The sequence below is a fragment of the Neorhizobium phenanthreniclasticum genome (assembly GCF_040066075.1).
Classification (GTDB): Bacteria; Pseudomonadota; Alphaproteobacteria; order Rhizobiales; family Rhizobiaceae; genus Neorhizobium; species Neorhizobium petrolearium.
The window spans coordinates 26876-51429 of record NZ_JBEAAL010000033.1 but is presented as its reverse complement, the minus strand read 5'-3'; the positions used below and the strand labels follow the sequence as shown (position 1 = coordinate 51429).

Here is a 24554-nt window from a genome sequence, read left to right as displayed (position 1 = left end):
CTTCAACAAGGAAAGGGAACAGCATGAAGAGAATTCTCCAAATGGCTCTTGCTGCAGGTCTTCTCGGCCTGATGACCACGACGGCCCTGGCGGGCGGCACCCTCTATTTTGGGCTTTCGGCAGAACCGTCGACGCTCGACACGATCATCCAGCCAGGCACGGCGGGCCGTACGGTCAAACTCGCCATGCATCGCGGTCTCGTCAACTATGGGATCGATGGCAAGATATCGCCCGAGCTTGCCGAGAACTACGAGATCAGCCCTGACGCCAAGGAATATACCTTCCACCTGCGTGACGCGAAGTTCCATGACGGTTCTCCGGTCACGGCTGCGGACGTCAAGGCCTCGTTGGAGCGGATTCTCGATCCCAAGGGCAAAGGAGCTTTCCGCAACGAGCTTTCGATCATCTCCGGCATCGATACGCCGGACGTCAAGACGGTGAAGCTGAAGCTGTCCCAGCCCTCCGTGTCACTGATGGGCTATCTGGCACTGCCGGAATCCGTGATCGTTCCGGCCGCGTGGCTTGCCAAGAACGCGGACAATGCCACGGCTTCGCCAATAGGCGCGGGGCCGTTCCAATTCGTCAACTGGACCCGAGGCCGCGAAATCGTGGTCAAGAAGTTTCCCGGCTACTACAAGCAGGGCAAGCCTGATCTCGACGAAGTCCACTACGTCTTTTACGGCGACGAGAACACGCGTGTAAACGCGCTGAAATCGGGGGACGTCGATATCATCGAATATGTGCCGGCCAAGGACGCCACAGCCTTGGAGAAAGGGCCTGACACCGAGCTCCTGACCATGAACGGCCCCTTCATGGGGCTCCAATTCAACACCAAGTTTGAGCCGTTCTCCAAGCCCGAGGTGCGTCAGGCTATCGCCTATGCCGTCGATCGCAGCGTCATCATCAACACGGCTTTCAACGGGCTGGGCACACCGATCTACGGTATCGCTATTCCGGAAGGCTATATGGGCTATTCCGCCGAGAAGGCCAACTACTTCTCCCATGATATCGACAAGGCCAAGGCACTGCTGAAGAAGGCGGGCTATCCGAACGGCTTCGAAGCACGGCTTCTCGCTTCGTCCCAATACAGCTTCCATCAGAACACTGCGATCGCGATCCAGTCGGAACTCGCCAAGGTCGGTATCAAGCTGACGCTCGACCTGCCCGACTGGGCAAGCCGCATGGCGAAGGCAAATGCCGGCGATTACGATTTTGCCGTGCTCGGCAGCCTGGGGGAAATCACCGACGCCGACTGGCTCAGCAACTACTATTATGGCGGGGACAAGCTGGTGCGCACCAATAACTCGCCGTATTTCGACGATCCGCAGATCAACGAAATTCTCGACAAGGGCAGGGCCACAGTCGACTCTGCGGAACGAGAGAAGATCTATGGTGCTTTTGTCGATCGCGCATTGGAACTTTCGCCGCTCGTGTTCTTCATGTGGCGGCACCAAGACTATGCTGTCCGCAAGGGTGTGACCGGCTTCACCAATATGCCTGGCTTCCTGACCTTCCAGTCCGGCTTCAGCATCGAGAATACCAAGATCGAGTGAGCATGCCGGTATGGCGCTTGCGTAAAGTGAGGCTGGGATGCCGGCCTCACTACGTAGGCGCTTGCCGGAACAACGATCCTCTACGATTTAGATGCCGTTGGGCCGGCGTCTCATGAGTAGCCAGTTTGATGGCTGTCCCTCAGAATGATGATGTTTGGGAACGAGGTCCGAGCGATCGGCGTCAAGCATCACGAGAGGAACAGCCATGGAGTATTATGCAGGAATCGATGTTTCGCTGAAAGCGAGCAGCGCGTGCGTGGTCGAGGCGACAGGCAAGTTGGTTTGCGAGGTCAAGGGTAGGCAGCGAGCCTGAATGCCTGGTCGGGTATTTTGATCAACTGGACTTTCCGGTAGAGCGCATCGGCCTTGAAGCGGGCCCGTTGTCCCAACGGCTACACGCGGCTCTGGTTGCTGCGGGTGATGAGGTGGTGTTGGAGACGGGTACGGTTCTGGCTGGTCGTCTCACTGGGTCGAGGCGGTCGAAGGCTATTGGAATTTTGGACGAGTTTCTCACCACGCTCGGCATCGACATCGCCCCGGTCGATGATCGTCTGGCCCGCGCGGCGATGAAGGCGAGGATCGAATACAGCCAGGGATTCGGCATGCGCGGCGGACTGAACTTTGCCTATTGCTTCGCCTACGCGCTGGCAAAACAGCATTCGGCCCCGTTGCTCTATATCGGCAACGATTTCGGCCTGACTGATATTCGCTCGGCGCTGGACGCTCCTAGCCCAAAGAACCGGAAGAAGTAGATGGCCGGGAAAGGGAGCGCAAAACCCGACATCCCGCGGCTCATGCGTGACGCTCAGCATGGTGAGTTCAGCGTCCTGCTGCCGAGGCGCTGGACCGGATCAGCCGCGATCAGGCCGATGTCGCCACGCTCTACAAGCAGTTGAAGTTCGCGGGCGTCACCATTCCGACTTTTCGATTGATTCAAGTGTTTGCGGCCGGACTCCAAAGAAGACAATAGGTTAATACGCCGCTGCCGATAAATCGCGATTTACCTGGATACCTTTCAGGGGTGTTGGGTTTCCTTCTCATCTGCGGCAAGAAGATGGGCTTGTCGCATTCCTATTTACGCGGAAGGAGGCTACCGGGTGAGCGGTCCATATCTTTTGAAGGCGCGATATCTGAACAAATAGGGTTTCGTCCTCGTTAATGAACCTCTTGAAAATTGCTGTCATTCTACATATTTTGATATCAAAGCCATCATTTCTATGGAGGTGATATCAATGCCGGCAGTCACCATTCGAAACCTTTCTGACGAAACACATCGTGCTCTGCGGCTGCGAGCGGCTCATCATGGCCGAAGCACCGAGGCCGAGATCCGTGACATTATTGAAGCCGCTGTTCGTCCCCCCGAACGTGTTAAGCTTGGCTCTTTACTGGCGGCTATTGGTCGTGATGCCGAGCTTTCCGACAGCGACGTTGAGGCCCTGCAGAAAAGTCGCGACAAAACGCCTGCTGAACCGATGACCTTCGAATGATCTTGCTGGACACCAACGTTATATCCGAGCCTTGGAAACCGGTTCCTGACGCGGCAGTGATCGACTGGTTGGACGCCCAAGCTATCGAAACGCTGTTCCTCTCCGCAATAACGATTGCTGAACTTCGCTTCGGGATTGCTGCTATGCCTTCAGGGAGACGGCAAACTATCCTCCGCGACCGCCTTGAGGGCGAAGTGCTGCCCCACTTTTCCGAGCGCATCCTGCCCTTCGATCTGGCGACTTCTCAGTTTTATTCGGAACTGATGGCATGCGCTCGAGTATCTGGGAAGGCGATCGGCACAGCTGATGGCTACATTGCAGCCTCAGCGGCAGCAAACGGCCTCGCGGTCGCAACTCGCGACACAAGCCCGTTCGCGGCTGCTGGGTTGAAGGTGATCAATCCCTGGTCCAGATAACGACAGTGCCCATGTAGATATCGTAGATCCGTATCCCAAGGCGAAGGCGCCAGTCACAACAGATCGGAAGTTCGTAACCTGGTTCATCTGGTGGTATATCCCATTGGGATATCCCATTCGATGCACTACGTGAGGTCGTGGTTGTTACATCCCGGAGGAACGCAGATGGAGCAGGGTGCAGTATTCCAGAGCAATCGAAGCCAAGCTGTGCGTCTGCCGAAGGCCGTCGCTTTGCCTGCTGATGTGAAGCGCGTCGATATTGTCGCCGTCGGACGCACTCGCATTATCGCACCTGCTGGCGAGGTCTGGGACAGCTGGTTTGAAGGAGCGACGGTGACATCGGACTTTATGAATGAGCGTGATCAGCCCGCTTCGCAGGAGCGCGAGGCATTTTAATGCTGAAGTACATGTTGGACACCAACATCTGCCTTTTTACGATCAAGAATCGGCCGCAGCACGTGCGCGAGGCGTTCAACCGTCATCATGGTCAGTTGTGCATCAGCTCGGTTAGCTTGATGGAGTTGATTTACAGGGCGGAAAAGTCAGCCAGTCCGGAAAAAAATCTGCCCGTTGTAGAGGGCTTCGCCGCGCGCCTCGAGGTGCTACCCTACGACGCAATGGCAGCCAGCCATACAGGTCAATTACGCGCCGAGCTGGCGCGCAGTGGAACTCCGATCGGACCCTATGATCAGCTGATCGCGGGACACGCTCGCTCGCGAGGGCTGATTATGGTCACGAATAATCGTCGTGAATTTGATCGGGTGCCCGGTTTACGGGTCGCAGACTGTACCGCTTAGTCTCGAACGATTGATCGCGATATCCATGTGTAAACCTCAATTGATTGATTGCAGTATATCAGTCAGACGGAAATCTACGTTCAATTGATCGTAGCCATGCTTCCAGCCAGCCCTGTGGAGATTTCGCCGTTTCATGCCTCGTTCCCCCCGCTATACAGTCCGTTGGGTCAAAGCCATCTTTGCGGGCGCGTGCGTCTCCGTGGTGAGGCATATATGAAACCGGAAGAACATATGCGTGCTGAGCATTTGCAGGCTGTTGCACGCGAGGCGCTTGAGATGTTCCTTCTCGAACGCGCCGAAACGGACGAGGAATTCGCCTTCTGGCTCGATGCCAGGCTTGCGGCCACTCTTCCGAACAAGGCCAGCGCGCCGCTCGATCCGGAATCGTTTCGCCGTCGCGCTGAAGCCCTCTTGTCCGCGGCGGGTTCCGGTCGCCGCCGGAGGCGCTGGGATGATTGGGATGCGGATATCGATGAAGCAACGCTCGAAGAGCTGATTGGCGCGGCGGAGCCTTTTCTTGCCGTGGGGCGGGGTGCTGATGCGTTGGCGATCTTGAAGCCGGTGGCCGGGGCGCTGGCCGACTATTGGCCTGAAAGCGCCCATTGGGACGAAACCCTGCATGAGTTCTTTCCCAGACTTGACCAGATGATTGCCCAGGCCGTGCTCATGGATGGAGTTTCCCAAGAGACGCGCGACGAGCTTACCGACGAGCTGCGCGGCTGGCAGGACGAGGTCGCCGCGTATGGCGCCGATGACGCGTTCTCTACAACCATCGCTGCTTGCATGAGGGGCTGGGACGATCTGGGCCTCGAGGACGCGCTCGCCGGGCGGGGGCAGGGCTGGCCGCCCGGGGGGAGAAGCGATTCGCTCGAAGGCGATCTGACGCGGGCCAGGCTTGCGGCGCTCGCAGGAATGGGGCGGATCGAGGCGTATCTGAACCTTTCCCGTGCCGCTGGACTTCATTGTGAGCATTCTGTGAAGCTGGCGCAGTTGGGCCGCGTGGATGAGGCTATTGCGACCGCCCATCAGCGCCTCGCCACGCCCGACGACATGTTGCGCGTCGTCCAGGCTGTCGCCGCCGCGGGCCAGATGGACGCGGCGCTCGATCTTGCCGCCTGGGGACTGGCGTTGCAGGCGCGCGATGAAAACTGCGACGATTGGCGCCGTGGAGCGGGCAAGGTATCGCTGGCCCGCTGGCTGCGCGAGAAGGCGCAGGAGGCGAGCAGGCGGGACATCATGCTCATGGCGGCGCGGGCCGCCTTTGAGGAAAGCCTCGCGAGGGAAGATTTCCGCGCAGCATCGAGGCTGGCCAGCGCAAAGGACTGGCCCGGCTTGCGTGAGGAGCTGCTCGCGGTGCTCGTGGCGGCGCCGCATGCGTTCGAGCGGATCGAAATCCTGCTTGACGAGGATCTGATCGATGAGGCCGTCGCCTGCGTCGATCCGCATGAAGCGCGCTTCAATCCTTATGACGATGCGCTGGAGCGCCTTGCCGAACAGGCTTACGCCGACCATCCCGACTGGACGATTGCGCTCGCCTGCCGCATGGCCGATCCCATCATGAGCGAGGGGCGATCCGGCCACTACGAGACCGCCGCCGGGTGGCTCGCCATCGCCGCGCGCGCCCATGCGGCCAGCGGACGATCCGCAGAGTGGCACGAGCACCTCGAAAAGCTCATCGAAACGCATCGCCGCAAGCACAAATTGCGCCCGCTGCTCGAAGCACTGCGATATGTGGCTGATTGAAAGGTATGTTCTGCCGGAGTGATGTCGCCAAGATCGCGACCCTAAAGCGACCTCGCCTGGTGCGGCAGCTTCGCTTTGAAATAGCCCTCCGGCAGCCGGTAACGTCGCTCTATACGTCGCATGACGCCGAAGCTCGCAACTGAGCGCAGTACGCCTCACCCTGAATCCAGGATAGCAGCGTTTTACTGTCGAAGGTTTCGTTTAAGCGGATGGCTGCGCGGTAAAGCTGCCAATAGCTGTCGCCGAAGATAGACGAGCGCATCTTGAAAATTCGCCGGATCCTCTGTCGCGTCGAACAATGGCTCCAGAAACGGACTGATCGGTTTCGGCTGCGGTCCGCGCGACGCAAGCAGACTGAGCAAAGGCGCCGTCTGCGGCAAGGCGCTGCGGCTTTCTGGTGGAGGAGGCAGTGGCTTGCGGCTTGACCTGCGCTGTCGTGCTCGTTCTGGCAGCCGGCCTTGTTGGCCGAGCGTCTTCAAAGGCCGGTGGCGCGCCGAGCCATCGGATGATCGCGTCTAGGCCGGGACGTAGCTGCCTCTTCAGTTCTGCCGTCAACTCGTCTTCGATCCCGCAGGCCTGTCCGATCGTTGTCCAGTCGATGCGGCCATTCAGGATCGGTGGCGGTTTCCGGTAGATAATCAGGCGGATGAGGTAAGGCCGGACATTCTCCAGCACCCGCTTCGATGCGATCGGCGCAATATGCAGCTCGCAGAATTCTGAGATTTTTCGTTGAAAATGACGTGATGAAAGATCTTGTTTAGGCATACTCATTCCATTTCTCTCGGCGCCGGTGCCAAGGGCAAGCGGGAATAGGAGGCGGCCTTTGACAAAACATGCATCGGAGGAAAGATATTTTAGCCGCAGCGCTCGTTCCTGCCATCACCTAAACACACAGAGGGATGATCCGCAGACGGATCATTTTCTCCATGATGATCCTCTTTCGTGTCATTTTCCTTGACTGACTCGGATCTAGAAAGATATTTAGACGTGTCATCTTGAGGGTAATGATATGTTTAAGGATCAAAATGAGGCCTGAATCAGAGTCTCTGCAGGAAATCGGTCAGCTGTTGAAGACCGCGCGCAAAGGCTTGGGGCTCACTCAAGAACAGGTTGCCGACATGGCGGGCATATCGCGTCCTCGGTATCGAGAGATCGAAACCGGAAGTGCTGCGGCCCGCGCGACGACCCTGATCAACATTGCTCGCGCGCTTGGTCTCGAACTGATGCTTATCCCGCAGGCGATGGTTCCGGCTGTCAATGCCCTATTTCAGCCGCATGATGACGAGGATGACTTGCCCGCCTTTGCCACCAGCCCCGATGATGATGCTGATGCCTGAGACGTATCTTGATCCGAAATCTATCTCATCACTTGACGTGCTGCTGAACGATCTGAAGGTGGGCACGATCGTCAGGACGCCGGGCGACTTCATTGCGTTCAGCTTTGAGGATAGCTACCGCGCGACGGGCGGCTTTCCTGTACTCAGCCTGTCTTTCCGAGCGGCAACCGGAGGTCTGCGCAAAGATCCGAAGCCTGTGGCCAGGGCTCTACCGGCCTTTTTTGCCAATCTTCTTCCCGAGGAAAAGCTGCGTGAAGCGATGGAGAAGCACCACGCAGGCAGTGTTCGCGCTGGAAACGACTTCGATCTGCTGATCGCGCTCGGGTCGGATCTGCCGGGTGCAGTCCGCGTCGTACCGGGCGAAGGGGCGATTGCTCGTATCGACGATTTGTCACTTCCCAAACCGAAAGCCCGATTTTCGCTCGCGGGTGTGCAGATGAAGCTATCTGTCATCAAGAACACGGGCAAGGGTGGCGGCCTGACCATACCACTGGGGGATGAGCAAGGGTCTTACATCGCCAAGTTTCCGTCGACATCGTTTCCGGGCGTCTCGGAAAACGAATATGCCAATCTCGCCTTGGCCGAGGCGATCGGCATGGGCGTGCCGGAACGTGAGCTCGTCGAGCAATCGGAATTCGAGGATATTCCGGAGGAATTCAAGACGCTGTCGGACGGAAAAGTCCTGCTCGTCAAACGTTTCGATCGCGGCGCCGGCGGCGCGCGGATCCATATCGAGGATTTCGCCCAGGTATTTGGCATCTATCCTTCGCGCAAATATGAAGGTGCGGCCTATCACGATATCGCCGCTGCCATCGGGATTGCCGTTTCTTCTGCGGCTGCTCTTGAATTCGTCCGCCGGCTGGCTTTTGCCGTCATCACCGGCAATGGCGACATGCATCTCAAAAACTGGTCGCTGATCTATCGCGGCGCGGATGACAAGCCGGCATTTGCCCCCGTTTATGACGTGCTCTCGACTGTGCCCTATATCCCGGCGGATGCCATGGCGTTGTCGCTTGCAGGTGAGCGCTCGTTCAGGACGATGAACGCGCAGCGGTGGAAGGTCTTCGCCAATCGTGCACGCCTGCCGGAAGCTGCCGTGCTTAAAGCAGTGACCGAGACTGTTGAACGCGTAAACCAACTTTGGTGGTCGCTGCCAGAGCGTGAGGTCGTTCCGGCAAAGGTGCTTGAGCGGATCGACGCGCACGTGAAGCTGATGACACCGATCCTCGGTACCCGTGCCGGCTGACGTGGTCATCGTGCCAAACGTTCAGACCGTCAGTGAAACACCGCCAATCCCCATCAACCCGAACGACAATTCTCCTGGCCGTCTTCACCTGTTCCCACAGGACATCGTCAACGGTCCTGAGCGATGGGACTTCCTGGATGACGTGCAATTCCGAAGCGAGATCCGGGGCGCCCTTCCGGTTCGATAAGGGTACTTGTGAACGTCCAAATAATGGGCACGCTCTTAAGCGTGGACGCAGCAACGTCCTGTCGACTCGACGAAGGCAGGATTGACTGGAATTTTGGCAGGACGCGCAGGCGGGAGATCGGGATGTGAGGCGGAGGCCAATAAGGATCGCACCACTCATGAATATGGTAGTCCTTTTGCAAGGTGCACGCCGGGGCCGCCGCCGTTCTTTGAGATGAATTCGACGCCTACTTGAACCAAACGCGGACGATTTTTGCATCGGTATCGGGACGACCGCCCTCGTTCTGTCTGGTTCAGCGGCAACCAGAAACAGCCAGCAGGAGGCAGCGCGACCATGCCCGCACCAGACCGTATTATTCGCATGAACACCGTTCTTTCCCGCACCGGCCTGTCCAAGACCACCAGCTATCGCAAAATCGCGGATGGGACGTTTCCGGCCCAACTCAAGATCAGCGTCAACGGCGCGGGATGGCATGAATCCGATATCAACCGATGGGTTGAAAACCCCGTCGCGTGGCGTGCCGCCAATAACAACGAGAGAAGCCGCTGAACGTGAGCCATAACGGTCGTGCCCTGCCGAAGCGAGGGAAAGCCTTGTCTGCTTCGGGAAAGCATGCCGGAACGAAACCGGCCCCTCAAGGACGAGCCGCTTCGCGGTGGCTGCGCCATCCTTGACCGCCCGCCTCCGCCCCGACAATTCGCAGGGAAGCCGAATAAGGCGGGAGTGGGAGCGCAGGCGCTCCACGTCCGACGAAGGGAACAGGCGGCGGTGTTGGTGCCTGTGGCGGATTTATCGGCGCTTTCGGCAGAAAATCATTGGCATGGCCCCATATCATAGGTTACATGTAACCAAGATTGAAGGAGAAGAACATGGTTTCCGCATCAAAGCCGAAGCCTACGCGCGTAAAGGTGGGCGAACATCGCGCCCGGCTGCGTGCTCAAGGTCTGCGTCCGATCCAAATTTGGGTGCCGGACGTGCGTGCGCCCTCATTCAAGGTCGAGGCTCACCGCCAGTCGCTTGCGGTCGCGGCAAGCGCACAGGCGGCGGACGATCAGGCGTTTATCGATGCCGTCTCCGATTGGGGCGATGAATGAGGCGGGGGGATATCTGGACGGTCGCGGGCGGCAAGGATTACGCGGGCAAACCGCGTCCGGTCGTGATCATGCAGGACGACAGTTTCGACGGGACGGATTCGATCACCGTCTGCGCCTTCACATCGGATGATACGGAAGCGCCGTTGTTTCGGCTTCCCGTTGCCCCGGACGAGCGCAATGGCCTGCGGCTGTCTTCCCGCCTGATGGTGGACAAGATCACCACCGTCCCGAAATCGAAGATCGGCGAGAAAGTCGGACGGCTGGACGACGAAGATATAGTGCGACTCAATCAGGCGATGCTGGTTTTTCTCGGGCTTGCCGTGTCGCCAAGGGTAAGGGGAGAGGCTTGAGTCTGCCGTTTGCGACCTACGTCAAAACCGCAACGCGCAAGTATTTACCGCCAGCGCCAGGATCTCGACCATGGTCTTGCAGGCCTGCTTGTCGGTCAATCGTTCCAGCAGAGCCTCGAAGGTCTGGCGATACTCCAGCCTCGGGAAGAGCTGGTCTCGATAGACGAGCCGCAACAATGCCATCGGCTTTTGCCGTAGGGAATGAATGACGTGCCGGTAGTTGACGACCTGGCTGTGGCGGCCGTCAGGATGGCTCCGCCCTCGAGAGAGCGTCATGAGATAGGTGCCGCCGACGAACACATCGAGCCGGTCATCGAAGAGACGCACCCGTAGCTGATGCCCGATCAGGCGTGAAGGCACGCTGTAGAAGACCTTGCGCAGCGTGAAGCCACCGGTGCGCATGACCCTGACGACCACCTCCTCGGAGTCTGTCGTCCTGCGCTGCGGCAATTCCTGAAGATGAGGTCTTTCGGCTTCGATACGTTTGAGATTGTGGGCGTTGCGGCGGCTGACAATCTCATCGATGAAGGCACGGTAGGCGGCAAGATCGTCGAAGTCGTTGCTGCCGCGCATGAGCAGCGCGTCGCGGACCGCTGCCTTGATATGCCCGTGCACGCTCTCGATCGAACCGTTCTCGTGTGCGACGCCTTTGTTATTACGCGTCGGCTTCATGTGGTAATGGGCGCAAAGTTCCTCATATCGATGCGTCAGGTCCTCCCGCTCATTGGTGGTCAGGTTACGGAATGCAGCCGACAGGCTGTCGCTACGATGGTCGTGCGGCGCGCCGCCAAGGGACCACAGGGCATTCTGCAGCCCTTCCGCAAGAGCGACGAAGCTCTCTCCGCCGAGGATGACATGGCCATGTTCGAAGCCGGAGTAGGCAAGCCGGAAGTGATACAGGAGATGATCGAGGGGCTGCCCGGCGATCGTGACCTCCAGACTATCCATGTTGGTGAAATCCGAAAGGCCCAACCGGCCGGGCTCGTGAACCTGCCGGAAGATGACCTCCTGCTCTGCGCCATGCACAGCGCGCCAGGAGCGAATGCGCCGCTCCATGGTCCGACGAATGCCGTCTCCAAGCTCCGGGTGGCGGCGCAGCATCTCCTCGAATATCGCTACCGCCCGTATTCCGGGCGCAGCCTGAAGCAGGGGAACGATCTCGGCATCAAAGATATGGGCCAGTGGATCTGGTCGCCGGCGTTCCCGCGGTTTTGTCTTTTGAGATGGGAGACGTGGATCCTTCTCGATCCGGAAAGCTGTCGTGCGGCCGATCGAAGCCTTTGCGGCAGCAACGGTGACGGAATGATTTTGACGTAACTTCATGAAAAGCCTCATCTGATGATCGTTTACATGGCGACCTGGCACAAAGTGATTCTCCGGTTTTGGAAAATCGCCAGATTGACCGCGATCACAAGCGCAAGGCAGGCCTGATTTTGGCGCCGCGGGCCGTGGGCATAACTTCGATCGGGCTACGCCCTCACTCCGTTACGCCCACCACCCGCAAAGTCCCATCTTGATTGACGCTGGAATTCCACGTTGATCGTTGCGCGGCAACCTTGCACTCCACCGCCCAGTCGCCAAAGCCCGCTTTGAGGGCATCGGCGCCATCAGGCAGCAATGGTCGGCCGTCCTCAGGACTCGGAGGGCTCTCATTCATCTGGTCGTTGATCGGGGGGGACCGTCGAGCGTGGATTGCGTAAGGTTGTGGCGCTGCGAGAGTTCATCTGCAGCGTGCTTGCTGACCGAACCTTGAGCGACGCCATACAGTAGAGAAAGTATGGCGAGCGTGCAGCACGAGGTGTTCAGGAAGACGGTCTTGTCCACCATTTATACTATGCCCTCTGCGCTCCGTCTTAGGCAGCGCAAGTTTTGGCGAACGCGAACTGGCCACATCGCATCGATGAGGCCAGCCGGCATTTGCCACCGTTGTTACCGAGATTTCCAGTTTGACGCGAAAGGCTGAAGTTTATTGGGATCATTTCGACTGGCGGGTGGCTTTAATCTCCATCAACTTTGCGGTGCAGGTCGCCGAAACGCTGGACGCATTCTGCTGGAGGCATTGCAGCAATTTTCCGCCACCCGGCTGAATTCCGCTGCACAGCCGCCGCACGTCTGCCTCGCAGGCTGAGCGCACCTCACGCATTTGCTGGCGGCTCATCTCCTGAGCATTGACCGTACCGGCGACTGCCACAAAGGCAAGGATCAAATAAGCTTTCATTCGTAGACTCCCGAATGTGGTTGTATGAAAGAGAAGGCGGACGGGCCTGCAGTGTGATCGATGGTGCGACGGCCCGTCCGTTCCGGCACGGGGGTAAGTGCCGAAAGTCATGACCAAGGTGCGGAAAGAGAAGAAAGTCCAGCCGGTCTCAAATCTTCGCAGGATCGTTTCATCCTCGGATGAGCCGCGGCATGCGCGCCGCTTCAAGCTGCTCGGGCGTCAGCTTCGAGCGAAGGTCCGCGATTGCCTGCTTCAGAGCTTGGGCTTTGCCGGCATATACTGCCAAGGCATCTGAGATGGCTTCGACCCGGCCGAACGCTTCCGGTCCCTCGGGGTGCTCATCAGGCCCACCAATCACGGAAATCAGGGCCTCGCGATCCGGGATCAGCGCGAGGACGGCCTGGGCGTAAGCTCGCCAAGCGTCCTGTTGATCAGCGCGGATGCCGATAGCAGTTTCCTGGGCGGAAAGCATACCCGCCAGCCGAAAACGGATGACCTTCCCGGTGTAGTAATAGCGCAGGTCATCAAGACGAGCGCTCAGAGCATAGAAGCTCGGAAAGCCGCCTTCCGAAGCTCCGAAATGACGATAATCATAGGGCTCCTCAGGACGAGGGGCGTTCGCGTCCTGCCCCTGAGCCAATCCCGCAAGCGGAATCACGGCGAACAGCAACGTGCCGGTGAGAATTGAGAACAGCGCCGGTTTCTTCATGGCGACCTCCGTTTGTTTATCGATGGCATGACCATGAGGGCTGCAGTTTGCTCCCGAATTTCTCTCCTGTAGGAAAATGTAGCTATTTGTTGCTTCGGCAAGGCATGCTGGCCGGCTCAGCCGGCGATGTACAAAGGGAGCTTGATGCTCACCAGCCCACCGCGTGTGCCGTTTTCCACTGAGATTGTTCCGCCCTGTGCTTCCAGAAGCGTTCGAGCTACGGCAAGGCCAAGCCCTGCGCCGCCTGTTTTGCGGGCGCGGGAAGGTTCGGCACGGACAAACGGCTCCAGCAATAACTCCCTTTCCTCCTTCGAAAACCCAGGCCCTTCGTCCGCGATAGAAATTCGGGCGTACCGACTTTCCACAGCCAGCGTCACATGCGCACGGTTCCCGTATTTCACGGCATTATCGACGATATTGCCGATGACGCGCCTGAGGGCGATCCGGTCGGCGAGAATCCAGATCTCCCTCGGGGAAGGGGGCATTTCGAGTGTCACGGGCAGGCCAGAACTCCTGAAATCCGCCATTTCGGCGCTCAGCAGTGCCGCAAGGTCGAGCAGTTCCTCGTTTAGCGCTCCGACACCCGCCCGGGAGGTCAGTAATGCGTTGTCCAGGAGGTCGATCATGTCGTCGATGTCAGCCGTGGCCCGTTCTTTTTCTCTATCGTCAGGAAGCTGTTCAAGGCGCAGCCGCAGGCGCGTAGCAAAGCTACGAATATCATGCTGGATTCCGCCGATCAGGGCCATGCGGGATCGCGTCATGGTATGCAGCCTCGTCTGCAGCCTGTCGAAAGCCCTGACCAGTGCGCTTATCTCCGGCGTCGTAGTGCGAACGTGGGGAAGCGAAACAGGTTCGCCTGATGGATCGATGCTATCCAGGGCGGTGGCGAGTCTGGTGAGCGGCTTGATCTCCCGGTGCAGCAGATAGAAGGCGATACAGGCAAACAGGGTTCCGACCAGCCCGGCTCCCATGCCTGCGGGCAAGCCAAAAAGTGTCACGATGAAAGGTGTACGTGCTTGTGCCACAAGAAATTGACTATCGTTGAGTCTGATCCAGAATTCGAGAGGTCTGGCTGTTCGGACCAGATGCCGGGGGCGCCGGATACCGTTTTCCGCGTCCTTCAGCTGGATATGCTGCAGCTTGTCGCCGAGAAGCAGCCTATAGGGTGAGAAGTCGGCATTGTCGGCCAGGTTTTCGCCATCCTTTGGAACCGCGCCGGTCGAAACCAAGCGCACATCCAGCATAGAGGATTGAAGGGCCTGGAGGGCGAGTCGTCGTTCACTCGGCGCAATGGATGATACAAGATCGCTGATTGCCTTCAGCTGTTCAGGTGCAAGCTGCGTGGTTGTGCGAGACAGATCATTGGACCAGTAGAAGGAGGCGATCAGAGTAATCCATAAGGCCAGCAGAGCACTTGCCCCGATGGCGACGACCCGGGCGGTAAGGCCGAAGCGCATGTCTATGTTACCTGCCTGACCGGCACGGTCAGCAGGTAGCCACCATTGCGAATGGTATTGATGAGGTTGCAGCCGGAGCTCAGTCGGTCCAGCTTTTTTCGGACGCGCGAAATCAGGATATCGACCGTTCGGTCAAAGGGATCGGCGCTACGGCCGTGTGTCCAGTCGAGGATCTGTTCTCTTGATAACACGCGACGTGGGCGCAGGATGAAGCACGAAAGCAGATCGAATTCCGCGCCCGTTAGTGCTACCAGTTCGCCCTCTTCAGTATAAAGTTGCCTGGCATCCAGATCGGCCACGAAACGGTCGAAGGCGTAACGGCGCGAAACGAGCTGTACCTGCTGCGCCGATGTGCGGCGCAGCAGCGCCCTCACACGCGCGAAAAGTTCCCTTGGCCCGAAGGGTTTCACGACATAGTCGTCCGCGCCGATCTCAAGGCCGACCACACGGTCCGTCTCATCGCCCTTCGCTGTCAGCATGAGGATGGGCGTGCTTTGCTCCGACCGCAGCCGGCGACAGATAGAAAGCCCATCCTCTCCAGGCAACATCAGATCGAGGATGACGAGATCGGGCCTGCTGCGCTCAAGAATCCTGTCCATCTCCCGGCCATCCTGGGCCATTTCCACGCCAAAGCCCTCGCGACGAAGGAAATCGCCGACCAGCCGGCGGATTTCGGAGTCGTCGTCAACGATGAGGATGGTCTTTGTCTTTTGCTCCATGGCTCGCAGCAGGACATTTCACGGCGGGAAAATCAACTGCGAAATCGGGGAATATACAAAACGATACATGCCGGAAAACTCTCTCAACATCTTGAAAAGACCGGTTCATCGGCCGGAAAAGAACGGAACCGAAGATGCGTAAGTCGATACTGCAGACTTGAAGCGTCGACAGGAAACCGGAGCAAGGAACAGAGAGATGAACAGAAGACTGCGAGCGGGCGTTATTATCGGCGTTCTCGCTCTCGCCGGCATCGGTGAGGCCGGCGCTGTCGAGCGCAATGCAACTGTTACCGGCCCACGGGGAATATCCTCCGTGCATGCCCAGGGAGGATGCAGCGGAGGTTCGTGCTCTCGCAGCATTGCACGTACAGGCCCTTATGGCGGAACCTTGATCCGATCCGCAGCCGCGAGCTGCAATTCCGCAACCGGTTCCTGCAGCGGCTCACGCACGACCACAGGCCCATATGGAGGAACGATAACCCGTCAGGGCAGCATCGCACGATGACGCCCGCAGCGCCCGATGGAGCACCTTCCCGCCCTATCCAGGCTCTGTCGGGCGCATCCTCGCCTGGAGATCTCGACCTGCGCCCGAATCCGATCGTTCCGGCAACAGAAAAGCTGTCGCCTGGACCCAATACTGGCGGCAGACCGGTGAGCGAAGTGAAACCGGAAGAAAAAGCCGAACCGTCGCAAACACATCCGGTCTTGCCAGCCAGCCTGCGATCCGGCGGAAGGCAGCATCAAAGTGCCCTTGCTCGGCCGCCTTCTACACCTTCGCGATCGGGAAACAGGATAGCTGTACTGATCACGGTTATTTTGATGGTGGTTACAGTTCTGCTGGCAACGCGCTACATGGTCGCCAAACCAGTAGAATTGATGTCTGCGAGCCGTGGCTTTTTCCAGGCGGAGATCACAGGACCCGGCACGCTTGATGCGATCGACAAAGCTGGTGTCAGCTCCAGTCTGCAGGGCGTCATCACTGCGCTTTACGTCGATCGCAACGACGTGGTCGCCAAAGGCGAAATCATCGCCGAAGTAAACGCCCAGGATCTGAAGGCGCAGCTTAACGCTTCCATCGCATCGCAAGAAGCTGCCCGTAAGGCCGTGGAAGCGGCTTATGCCGACAGCCGGCGAGCTGAAGCTACACTCGCAAATGCCCGTTCAACGCTTGTCCGGCAACGGGAACTGGCGCGCACCGGCACGTCATCACGATCTGCCCTTGAATCGGCTGAAACCTCTGTTCAGCAGGGGGAAGCCGACGTCGCCAAGGCCTACTCCTCCGTTCATCAGGCCGAGGCGCAGGAAGCGGCGGCCGTCGCGACTGTCGAGATGAACCGGGCGCTGCTGGACAAGTCGGTGATCCGCGCGCCGATCGACGGCGTGGTGATCGCCCGCAACCTCAATATCGGGGACATCGTTTCACCCGGCACAGCGATCGTGGAAATCGCCGACCCCTTGAGTATTGTGCTCACGGCCCGTTTCGATGAAAGCGGGATTGCTTCGATCTCGGCAGGTCAAACCGCGACGATCCGGTTCGTCTCACAGCAGCAGACTTCCATCAGCGGGAAGGTGCGCCGTATCAGTCGTCAGGTTGACACAGAAACACGGGAGTTCACCGCTGATATCACGCCTGACGGCTTGCCGGCAAACTGGGCGATAGGCCAGCGCGGTATCGCCGTCATCGGCATCGCCGGCAAGAGTGGAGTCATTGCCGTCCCTTCCGCGGCCATCGGAAGAAAGGATGGCAGCCCTGGCGTCTGGGTGGTCCAAAACGGCAGGGCGGCATGGCGTTTCTGCGAACTCGGTGCGATCGGAGGGAAATTCGTCGAGATTGTGGACGGGCTCAACGGGGGCGACGTCCTGATCACCAATCCCGAGAGCGCCTATTCCTTCATGCGGGTCAAGGAAGTGGCGAGGCAATTATGAATCTCGGATTCAAGGACATCCGACACAATCTCGGCCGCTTCCTGATGACTGCGGCCGGCGTCGCCTTCCTAGTGACCGCCTCAGTTGGCATGATTGGCCTTTACCGCGGCATCGTCGAGGATGCGCTGCTGATCATTGATCGCATCGGCGCCGACCTGTGGGTTGTGCAAGGCGGACGCTCCGGTCCGTTCTCGGAAAGCTCGGCGATATCGTCCGACATGGACCGCCGCGTGGAGGGCATTGCTGGCGTTGCCAACGTGCGGCGGTTCGTGCAGGTCAGCCAGCAATTCGCCTTTGGCGATCGGCAGTTGCGTGCCTCTATCACTGGACTCGACTATCCGAAGGACCGTGGCGAATGGGTACCGCTGACCGCCGGCCGACATCTGGCGAACGGCCATTTCGAGGCGATCGCCGACCCCAGCATCGGTCTCGGTCTCGGTGATCGCGTACGGCTCGGCCAGGATGACTATACGATCGTCGGTATGACGCGGGGAATGGTCGACATGGGCGGCGACGGCCTACTTTTCGTCACGGTGAATGATGCCATGGCAATCGCCCAGCGCAGGACGAGCGAAGAAGTGCTGCTTGCCCGAAACGCAAGGGGGCAAAGTGTGGAGGCGGCAAGCGGCAGTTCCGTTCAGCAGGACAGCAAGATCGCAGCAACGCTGGTGACGCTTAACCCAGCGGCGAACGAGAAAGCGGTACGCGCCGCGATCATGGTTTGGGGCGATGCGAATGTTCTCAGCAAGGCCGACCAGGAGAACCTCCTGCTCAACCAGCGCCTCTGGCGGCTGAGGGTGCAGATCCTAGCCTTCACAGCGGTGCTGCTTATCGTGATGGCAATCGTCATCTCGCTTATCATCTACATGCTGACCATGGAAAAGCGTCATCAGATCGCGATGCTGAAGCTGATCGGTGCACGCAACTCGGTCATTATCGGAATGATTGCCGAACAATCCTATTTGATCGGTGCCGGAGGCCTTTTGCTCGGGTTTGCGCTTTCCAAGCTCCTTTTTCCTTTTTTTCCGCGCAGGGTCGTCATGGACACCCTTGATCTCGGAATGCTTGCGCTCGCTATGGCCATCATCTGCGGCTTTGCCAGCTTGCTCGGCATTTCCCGCGCCCTCAAGGTCCGGGCGCAGGAGGTGCTGTCATGAGCAGTCCAGCAATCCTGAGCGTGCGGAACGCGTGCCGCTACTATTCGAGCGGCGAAACCGTGGTCCGTGCACTCGACGATGTTTCGTTGGACATTCGTCCGGGCGAAGTCGTCGGCATTCTCGGTCCGAGCGGTTCGGGCAAGAGCACACTGCTGTTGATCGCCGGGCTGCTGGAGCCTCCGACGGCCGGCGAGGTTTATTTCCGGGATCGGCTGGTCTCGCATCCGGACGCCGATCTGGACAGCCTCAGGGACTTCCGACGCAACAATATCGGCTTCGTCTTCCAGAAGGCCAATCTCATTCCCTTTCTGACCGCCGTCGAAAACGTGGCACTCGCGCTCGAGATTGACGATGTACCGTCGCGACCGGCGCGCCAATATGCCTCAAACCTGCTCGATAGTGTGGATCTTGCCCACCGCATCGACAATCTCCCGACACGGCTTTCCGGTGGCGAGCAGCAGCGCGTTGCGGTTGCCCGAGCACTTGCAAACGATCCATCGCTGATCCTTGCCGATGAACCCACCGCTGCGCTCGACAGCGTCCGGGGGCGCCAGGTGATTGCCCTGTTCCGGCAGATCGCTGACACGAGACAAGCCGGTGTTGCCGTCGTCACACACGATCCTCGGGTCCAGGATCTCTTCGACCGCACGATCGAACTCAGGGACGGCAAGATCGCCTCCGAGTACATAGCCAATGACGGCACGGCAACTGCCGGCTGATACAAATCTCTACAAAACTCAACAGCTGGGAAAGACGCCAGCCAAGTTCGAATTCAATCATACCTCATCCCTGTCGCGCACGCGACATCGCAAAGAAAAGAATGGAGATCATGATGTTGAGAAAGCTCTTGCTGGCAGTGGCGATATTGGCCGGTGCTTCGTCGGTCGCCACTGCGGCCACCGTTGCAGTGGCAACGGGAAATGTCAATTTGCGGGCAGGGCCTTCCACTGCTTATCCCGTTGTCGTCGTGGTTCCGGTCGGAGCCCGCATCACGACGCACGGCTGCCTTTCAGGCTACACTTGGTGCGACATTGCCTTCGGGACCTACCGCGGCTGGGTTTCGGCCAATTACATTCAGGTCGTCTATAAAGGAGGCCCGGTCGTGCTCACGCCCGCCATAGCGCCAGTTGTCGGCGTTACAGTCGTGGCCTTCAGCAAGGCCTACTGGGATGCCTATTACCCAGCGTATCCATGGTACGGCCGTTGGACGTCCTATTATCGTCCCTATCCCGCCTATCCTGTCGCGCCCCCGCCGCGCGTCACCTCCTATGATCGGTCGGTCAATTGTGCCGACGGAAGTTGCACGGCGACCCGTTCAGCGACAGGTGTTTATGGAGGCTCCACAAACCATACGCGCACATGCAGCGGCGGAGAATGCTCAGCTACGAGGGAGACAGTTGGTCCCTATGGAAACAGTGCATCACGGGTCCGAAACTGCAGCGCCAACACACAGTCCTGTAGCGTGACCAGAACAGGTCCTCGCGGCGGGACAGCAACAGGCACGCGTCAGTTTCAACGATAACAATAGGACTACGGCGCCGGACATGACCAGAATTTCCGCTGTTCAGGGCATCCTGTGGGGCTCGCCCGTCCTGTTTTCCCTCTTATTTACAGTGGAGGCCGCCTTCGGCGAGGAACCCGATGCTGTCCCGCTTCCTCTTGTCGAAGTCTGCCTTCTCCCTGATGAAATGAAGGGTAATACCTGTGCCGCCTTCTTCGTAGACAAGGATGGCTACGAGATCTGCCTCAAGGACGAGATGAGCGGAAAGATGCACTGCTCGAGCAGCTATCGATTGGACGATGGCAGCATGAGACTTGCTCCTGAACACAGGTCGGGGCCTTCCGTCAACGGCCTGCGCTCTACGCAATTCTGACCTAACCGGATGTCCGTGTGAGGTTTTGCCTGTTCTGTTGCGGGGCAGTTCTTCGTCATATTTCACAACAGCGCAATCAGGGTTCTCTCATGCTCCGATTTTCGTCTTCTATGATCCTGGCAATCGCTGTCACCGTCTTGGTCGGCTGCGGCGCCCGCGTCACCATGACAAGTGCCACGGGAGCCGAAAAAGGGAAAACTGAATTGATAGTTGTGGAGGCAAGGTCTTCAGTCGCAACGAATGACTTGTCGTATAGCGATGCAGCGAACGCCGCAGCTCAACTTCAGGACCTTGTTGTCGCTGAATTGAAAAAGCGCAGCATTCCGACCGTCAGCGTGTCGTCGATGGAGGGACAAAGGGGTTTTGGACGGGAAAGAACGGCTTTGCTCGCGCTCTCGATAACAAGAGCGGAGAGGGGCAATGCGACGAAGCGCCTTATCATCGGCTTTGGGTATGGGAAATCACAGCTTGAAGTCGACGCCAAGCTCCTGGCCTCTACGTTGGCTGAGCAGAAGGTCATTGCAGGTTTCAGGACGAATGCGGGGAGTGGCTATAAGCCAGGCATTGTCATGCCGCTCGGTATTGGAGCTGCGACGGGTGGTTATGTTCTCGCATCGGCCGGCGTCAATCTGGCAACCGGTCTCACAAAGACCCCCGATCGGGATCTGCAATCGACGGCAAAGGCCATCGCTAAAACAGTTGCTCAACAATTGCGATAACCAGCAATGCTTCCAAAGGAACTGGTCGCAGACGTGATATAAAGCGGTGCTTGATGCTGGCAATACCTGAATCTCCAGTCCAGGCCACCGTCTCAACTGCCACGATTTCGAGCCCCTCTGCACAGCGCCCACGCGATCTCGCGGTCTATGACCGGCCGTCGGGAACTAAGGTGAACTCGCCGATTTCTCGACCAGGACGTATTTGCCGCTCGATAGTTGCATTGTTCCGGTGAACTTACCGCCCTGCTAATCCGCGGCGCGATACGGCTGAACTTGCTTTCGATCGTTCTACTTACGGATAGCGCGTCTCTGTTCGATATGATGCTCGTGGTGCTGGTCCATCGCCTCCCGCACCTGCTACCCAAAACAGTTCTCCTTCCCAGTGCAAGCGCCAAGCCATGCCCAGACTGCGCGCTCAATCCTTGAACGCCTGTTTTCCTCTCTCGGTCCACAGATTACGCGCCTGTTCGCCCTGTTCGCCCTGTTCGCTTTGGAGCTTTTCGGCCATCCAAATCATCGCGCCGAAGATAATGGAGCGGTCATCGTTCGTCAGGTCCACGATGCCCGCCTTGACGACGAGGCCGCTAAGCTCGATCAGGTGCCGCGTTCTCTTTCGTCGCTCGACTTGCCATGTCCCCATGTCATTCCGCGCCCGTTGCACCTGATGGCGATTGCGCGCTGCCCGATTGCGTCGGATAGCTACCAGCGTCATGATCATTTGCCGCAGCAGATCGCCGCGATTTGTTCCGAAACCACGCCGCCCCGCGTCTGGCCCACGCCTCCCGCTTGGTTGCGTCCTTCGTCTCTGCGATGGCGACCAACGCGCCGGCCAGTTCGTCGGGCGTGAGGCTATCAGCCCCGGTGGCGATCAGCAGTTCGCCAAGTTGTTGCACCTTGCGCTGTTTCAGTTCCTTGGCCTTGTCTTCCAGCGCCCTCAGTTCCGCGTCGAAATCTCTCGGCTTGCGCATGTCCGTCTCCATCGGTTCCGTTTGTTGTCGATGCAGGCATGATAGTTGAGCCTCTTGCGAAACGCTTCTATGTTGGTGGGACGGTATGGCACGCGCCGGTCCCGCCCGAGATTTTTTCGAGGGAGGGCGCGCTTATACGTCGTGCCGATGTGCGCTTTTCCGTGCTGATGTTCAGATCGCTATGGCGATCTATCATCTTCACGTCAAGGTCATTGGCCGCAAGGCAGGCTCCAGCGCGGTGGCGTCCGCCGCCTACCGCTCGGCGTCACGGCTGCGCGACGATCGCATTGACCGCGTTCAGGACTTTTCCGCCAAACGCGGCGTCGTCCATTCCGAGGTCATGCTGCCGGAACACGCGCCGGAACAATGGGGCGACCGCGAACGGCTCTGGAACGATGTCGAAGCCTTCGAGGTTCGCAAGGATGCCCAGCTTGCCCGCGAGGTGGAGTTCGCCATTCCGCGTGAACTGTCACAGGCGCAGGGCATCGAGCACGGACTGGAACGCATAAAGCCCCACAGCAAGCACGGCGAGGCCCGCCAGCGTCGGGACGCTGCCGCTTGCCAGGACCCTGTCGTAGACCGGCAGCATGAACAGCGGCGAGGTCAGCGCGAGCGCGTTGACAACGCCGCTGATCAATGAAATTCCCAAAATCGTGGAAGTCAGAGGAAAGGACTTCAAAAGAGGACAGCCTCTCCACATGCGGAAGTTACCGGTTTTCTATGCCGCTTTCGGTCTTATTTTGGCTTGAACCATTGATCACGCGACAGTTCTACCCCGCCATCACAATCAAGCAAGGCGAAGAAACGCTTCACCCGCTTTCCGTCATTCACCAGATAAAACGGTACTGACCAAAGCGCGGCGGCATCGCTGTAACTTGCGCGCTGTAGTAAGATTTCCAGACTATCCGCTGCCAGAATACGTGACAGCGAGGGCCTCGCCGTATAGCTCTTTATCCGCTGTTCTAACTCCCCTTGCGATAGACTGCTGCATTGAGGTTCGGCAGCCGCAAGTTCAGCCGAAAGTGCTCCTTGTGCCGGAGCTGCGAATAACATTACGACGACAATTGCCCTCATTGCTTCACGCCCCGATATCGCTGTGCCACTCGACGGGGATGGAACCTTGAATGTCGATATAATAAGCGGAGCCGGGAAGCATCTCCATCACATTAGTAAATGTTTCCTCCCACCAGTCTCGATGTGTGCTCGGGTTGAAGTCGTAGATATCGTTATAGGCAGTTACATTGCCCTCAAAGTCCCAACTGCCGTCAGCATAGCGTGTGAGTCGCCTTCGAGTTTCAACGAAATGTTTCCGAGATACGCGCCGGAGATGAAGGACGAGTCGGCCGTGTCGTAGCCGAATTGCTCAACTGTAACGCTCTTGGTGCCGATAAAACTGGTGTCCGCAGCCAGCATTTCCAGAGGACGATAACCTTCGACAACAACATCGTTCGGAGTAAGGCTGAGGCCGACACCATGTATCGATACATTCATCTCCTCGCCATCACCAAAGAGATAATGAGACAGCGCGGCCATCGGTGTCGCATAGTTGCCATCGAAGGTATTGTCATATGAATCATAGGTTGTCGGCATGGTCTCAAGGGGCATGTCATTATCTGCCATTGCCTGGGGCAGATCTGCAATTGTCTCTCCAGCCTCCAATATGTGCTCATAGTAAGCGTAACCATACATGGTTTCCTTAAACGCAGAGAGATCATCAACAGCCAATTGATCCAGCAGGATGCCAAACATAACATAACCTTCAATGGACTGAAAAAGCTCAACTGCTCTATTCATCCAGTATATTTTGTAGGACTCGATCGCGAGATCAATCATATATTGCGTATGAGCCCAGTCATCGCCATAATCCTGCAAGGAAAATGAAGGAAATTGGGTATAATAACTGTTAGTTATGTCTGGATTTCGAATAATTATCGGCTCAAGAACTGTTTACATTGTGTCCTCACAAGGGTTGCTTATTCATGTAAGTCCAAGAAATACGCTTATAATTCCGTTGAAGTTCTGTTTTTTTCGCAAAACACCTAAGTATTTTTGAAAAATATTAATGTTAATCGAGATTAATTCAATTATACGCAATGAAATACGGGTATAAATAAAAAAACGCCGTGATGCTCGATCCGTGGGCCTAACAATGGGAAATTTAAGTTTCGCGATATTTTCGAACACATCATCCCCATTAAGATGAGTGGTAATCTCATAATTTCAGAAGCGCAAGGCTGGGTTGAATCCCGTCGTCTGTAATTTCTTTTTATCTAATGGCTGGTCGAAGCGCTGCAATTCAAAGGCTTACGGTCACTCTCCCCGAGAGGGTCGTCTTGCGGAGGCAAAGCGGCGCTACCTTCACTTTTGCGTTATAGACGGCCCGCGCGAGTGACCTCAGTCCTGATTCTCCTCCAAATTTGGTGAGATCCGCCGCAAGCTTGCCCGCGATCCATAGCCGGAATCCATCCTTGCCAACCGCAACCGCGAGCTTTGCATCGCATCCGAAGCAGGCCGTAGACTCGGCCTTGAATCTGCCTTCCATCACGGTATCGATCTTGGGTGCGGGGCTGGAATATCGAACCCCAGGTTTTTCCTTT

Annotated in this window: 26 protein-coding genes and 7 pseudogenes; 20 read left to right on the top strand and 13 right to left on the bottom strand. The window is 57.9% G+C overall.

Annotated elements, in window-relative coordinates; all coding sequences use genetic code 11:
- The first annotated feature begins 23 nt into the window (after positions 1-23).
- The 8 genes and pseudogenes from ABK249_RS29250 (at position 24) to ABK249_RS29215 (ending at position 5996) form a co-directional block, all read left to right on the top strand.
- Positions 24-1553 carry an ABC transporter substrate-binding protein gene (locus tag ABK249_RS29250; RefSeq protein ID WP_348864675.1) on the top strand — a complete coding sequence of 510 codons (1530 nt, stop codon included), beginning with the start codon at positions 24-26 and terminating at the stop codon, positions 1551-1553.
- A gap of 205 nt (positions 1554-1758) precedes the next feature.
- A pseudogene (locus ABK249_RS29245) lies at positions 1759-2011 on the top strand (IS110 family transposase); the annotation flags it as partial.
- Between the two features lie 39 nt (positions 2012-2050).
- The gene (locus ABK249_RS29240) at positions 2051-2305 is read left to right on the top strand and encodes a type II toxin-antitoxin system VapC family toxin (protein WP_227705173.1); all 255 of its coding nucleotides are present in this window, start codon (positions 2051-2053) and stop codon (positions 2303-2305) included.
- 480 nt (positions 2306-2785) lie between these two features.
- A complete protein-coding gene (locus ABK249_RS29235; RefSeq protein WP_037149590.1) occupies positions 2786-3040 on the top strand; it encodes a FitA-like ribbon-helix-helix domain-containing protein in 255 nt (84 codons plus the stop codon).
- A complete protein-coding gene (locus ABK249_RS29230; protein ID WP_037149593.1) occupies positions 3037-3456 on the top strand; it encodes a type II toxin-antitoxin system VapC family toxin in 420 nt (139 codons plus the stop codon). Before ABK249_RS29235 ends, ABK249_RS29230 begins: the two co-directional genes overlap by 4 nt.
- 165 nt (positions 3457-3621) lie before the next feature.
- Positions 3622-3852, top strand: a complete 231-nt coding sequence (vapB, locus tag ABK249_RS29225) for a type II toxin-antitoxin system VapB family antitoxin (RefSeq protein WP_037149595.1) — start codon at positions 3622-3624, stop codon at positions 3850-3852.
- A complete protein-coding gene (gene vapC, locus ABK249_RS29220; RefSeq protein ID WP_227703557.1) occupies positions 3852-4253 on the top strand; it encodes a type II toxin-antitoxin system tRNA(fMet)-specific endonuclease VapC in 402 nt (133 codons plus the stop codon). The genes vapB and vapC overlap by 1 nt, the downstream gene beginning before the upstream one ends.
- 231 nt (positions 4254-4484) lie before the next feature.
- Complete coding sequence (locus ABK249_RS29215) at positions 4485-5996, top strand: hypothetical protein (protein WP_227703556.1); 1512 nt, start codon at positions 4485-4487, stop codon at positions 5994-5996.
- Between the two features lie 44 nt (positions 5997-6040).
- On the opposite strand, the pseudogene ABK249_RS29210 reads toward ABK249_RS29215, so the two are convergent.
- Positions 6041-6767, bottom strand: a pseudogene (locus tag ABK249_RS29210) (hypothetical protein); the annotation flags it as partial.
- 254 nt (positions 6768-7021) lie between these two features.
- Between ABK249_RS29210 and ABK249_RS29205 the strand changes: the two are divergent.
- The 5 genes from ABK249_RS29205 to ABK249_RS29185 all read left to right on the top strand — a co-directional run bounded on the left by ABK249_RS29205 (position 7022) and on the right by ABK249_RS29185 (position 10210).
- Positions 7022-7333 carry a helix-turn-helix domain-containing protein gene (locus tag ABK249_RS29205; RefSeq protein ID WP_037149783.1) on the top strand — a complete coding sequence of 104 codons (312 nt, stop codon included), beginning with the start codon at positions 7022-7024 and terminating at the stop codon, positions 7331-7333.
- Positions 7326-8579, top strand: coding sequence for a type II toxin-antitoxin system HipA family toxin (locus tag ABK249_RS29200; RefSeq protein ID WP_037149788.1), 1254 nt, complete (start codon positions 7326-7328; stop codon positions 8577-8579). The genes ABK249_RS29205 and ABK249_RS29200 overlap by 8 nt, the downstream gene beginning before the upstream one ends.
- A 520-nt stretch (positions 8580-9099) precedes the next feature.
- Positions 9100-9315, top strand: a complete 216-nt coding sequence (locus ABK249_RS29195) for a helix-turn-helix transcriptional regulator (RefSeq protein WP_037149602.1) — start codon at positions 9100-9102, stop codon at positions 9313-9315.
- 320 nt (positions 9316-9635) lie between these two features.
- Positions 9636-9860: an antitoxin MazE family protein gene (locus ABK249_RS29190; RefSeq protein ID WP_037149604.1), complete on the top strand. Its 225-nt coding sequence runs from the start codon at positions 9636-9638 to the stop codon at positions 9858-9860.
- On the top strand, positions 9857-10210 hold the full coding sequence (locus tag ABK249_RS29185) for a type II toxin-antitoxin system PemK/MazF family toxin (RefSeq protein ID WP_037149607.1): 354 nt from the start codon (positions 9857-9859) through the stop codon (positions 10208-10210). Before ABK249_RS29190 ends, ABK249_RS29185 begins: the two co-directional genes overlap by 4 nt.
- Positions 10211-10258: 48 nt before the next feature.
- Here ABK249_RS29185 and istA read toward each other — a convergent pair.
- The 5 genes and pseudogenes from istA to ABK249_RS29160 form a co-directional block, all read right to left on the bottom strand.
- Positions 10259-11575, bottom strand: a pseudogene (istA, locus tag ABK249_RS29180) (IS21 family transposase); the annotation flags it as partial.
- Between the two features lie 610 nt (positions 11576-12185).
- A complete protein-coding gene (locus tag ABK249_RS29175; RefSeq protein WP_037155660.1) occupies positions 12186-12428 on the bottom strand; it encodes a cysteine rich repeat-containing protein in 243 nt (80 codons plus the stop codon).
- 169 nt (positions 12429-12597) lie between these two features.
- Positions 12598-13137: a hypothetical protein gene (locus ABK249_RS29170; RefSeq protein ID WP_227703554.1), complete on the bottom strand. Its 540-nt coding sequence runs from the start codon at positions 13135-13137 to the stop codon at positions 12598-12600.
- 116 nt (positions 13138-13253) lie between these two features.
- Entirely contained in the window at positions 13254-14594 is a 1341-nt protein-coding gene (locus ABK249_RS29165) for a sensor histidine kinase (protein ID WP_227703553.1), read from the bottom strand.
- Positions 14595-14596: 2 nt separating this feature from the next.
- A complete protein-coding gene (locus ABK249_RS29160; protein ID WP_227703552.1) occupies positions 14597-15313 on the bottom strand; it encodes a response regulator in 717 nt (238 codons plus the stop codon).
- 501 nt (positions 15314-15814) lie between these two features.
- Here ABK249_RS29160 and ABK249_RS29155 point away from each other — a divergent pair.
- Genes ABK249_RS29155 through ABK249_RS29145 form a run of 3 tightly spaced genes read left to right on the top strand, consistent with a single transcriptional unit; the run spans position 15815 to position 19115 of the window.
- Positions 15815-17239 carry an efflux RND transporter periplasmic adaptor subunit gene (locus ABK249_RS29155; protein ID WP_227703551.1) on the top strand — a complete coding sequence of 475 codons (1425 nt, stop codon included), beginning with the start codon at positions 15815-15817 and terminating at the stop codon, positions 17237-17239.
- Positions 17236-18396, top strand: coding sequence for an ABC transporter permease (locus ABK249_RS29150; RefSeq protein ID WP_227703550.1), 1161 nt, complete (start codon positions 17236-17238; stop codon positions 18394-18396). The genes ABK249_RS29155 and ABK249_RS29150 overlap by 4 nt, the downstream gene beginning before the upstream one ends.
- A complete protein-coding gene (locus ABK249_RS29145; protein WP_227703549.1) occupies positions 18393-19115 on the top strand; it encodes an ABC transporter ATP-binding protein in 723 nt (240 codons plus the stop codon). Before ABK249_RS29150 ends, ABK249_RS29145 begins: the two co-directional genes overlap by 4 nt.
- 64 nt (positions 19116-19179) lie before the next feature.
- Here the strand turns inward: ABK249_RS29145 and ABK249_RS29140 are convergent, their stop codons facing one another.
- Positions 19180-19323, bottom strand: a complete 144-nt coding sequence (locus ABK249_RS29140; protein ID WP_280107530.1) for a hypothetical protein — start codon at positions 19321-19323, stop codon at positions 19180-19182.
- Between ABK249_RS29140 and ABK249_RS29135 the strand changes: the two genes are divergently transcribed.
- From ABK249_RS29135 to ABK249_RS29125, 3 genes are all read left to right on the top strand, one after another.
- Positions 19304-19918 (top strand): SH3 domain-containing protein, encoded by a 615-nt coding sequence (locus ABK249_RS29135; protein ID WP_227705172.1) that lies wholly within the window; start codon positions 19304-19306, stop codon positions 19916-19918. The two genes, ABK249_RS29140 and ABK249_RS29135, sit on opposite strands and share 20 nt — an antisense overlap.
- Before the next feature lie 22 nt (positions 19919-19940).
- A complete protein-coding gene (locus tag ABK249_RS29130) occupies positions 19941-20270 on the top strand; it encodes a hypothetical protein (protein WP_227703548.1) in 330 nt (109 codons plus the stop codon).
- 89 nt (positions 20271-20359) lie between these two features.
- A complete protein-coding gene (locus ABK249_RS29125; protein ID WP_227703547.1) occupies positions 20360-20989 on the top strand; it encodes a DUF4410 domain-containing protein in 630 nt (209 codons plus the stop codon).
- Positions 20990-21061: 72 nt separating this feature from the next.
- On the opposite strand, the pseudogene ABK249_RS33970 reads toward ABK249_RS29125, so the two are convergent.
- The 3 genes and pseudogenes from ABK249_RS33970 to ABK249_RS29115 all read right to left on the bottom strand — a co-directional run.
- Positions 21062-21346: pseudogene (locus ABK249_RS33970) on the bottom strand (DUF3363 domain-containing protein); the annotation flags it as partial.
- A 58-nt stretch (positions 21347-21404) separates the two neighbouring features.
- Positions 21405-21629: a conjugal transfer protein TraD gene (locus ABK249_RS29120; RefSeq protein ID WP_227703546.1), complete on the bottom strand. Its 225-nt coding sequence runs from the start codon at positions 21627-21629 to the stop codon at positions 21405-21407.
- Position 21630: 1 nt separating this feature from the next.
- The gene (locus tag ABK249_RS29115; protein WP_227703545.1) at positions 21631-21957 is read right to left on the bottom strand and encodes a conjugal transfer protein TraD; all 327 of its coding nucleotides are present in this window, start codon (positions 21955-21957) and stop codon (positions 21631-21633) included.
- 181 nt (positions 21958-22138) lie between these two features.
- Here ABK249_RS29115 and ABK249_RS29110 point away from each other — a divergent pair.
- Positions 22139-22447: pseudogene (locus ABK249_RS29110) on the top strand (MobA/MobL family protein); the annotation flags it as partial.
- Here the strand turns inward: ABK249_RS29110 and ABK249_RS29105 are convergent.
- From ABK249_RS29105 to ABK249_RS33965, 3 genes and pseudogenes are all read right to left on the bottom strand, one after another.
- Positions 22433-22657, bottom strand: a pseudogene (locus tag ABK249_RS29105) (type I secretion system permease/ATPase); the annotation flags it as partial. The pseudogenes ABK249_RS29110 and ABK249_RS29105 overlap by 15 nt on opposite strands.
- A gap of 35 nt (positions 22658-22692) precedes the next feature.
- Complete coding sequence (locus ABK249_RS29100) at positions 22693-23031, bottom strand: hypothetical protein (RefSeq protein WP_227703544.1); 339 nt, start codon at positions 23029-23031, stop codon at positions 22693-22695.
- A 4-nt stretch (positions 23032-23035) separates the two neighbouring features.
- A pseudogene (locus ABK249_RS33965) lies at positions 23036-23490 on the bottom strand (lipid II-degrading bacteriocin).
- Between the last annotated feature and the right edge of the window lie 1064 nt (positions 23491-24554).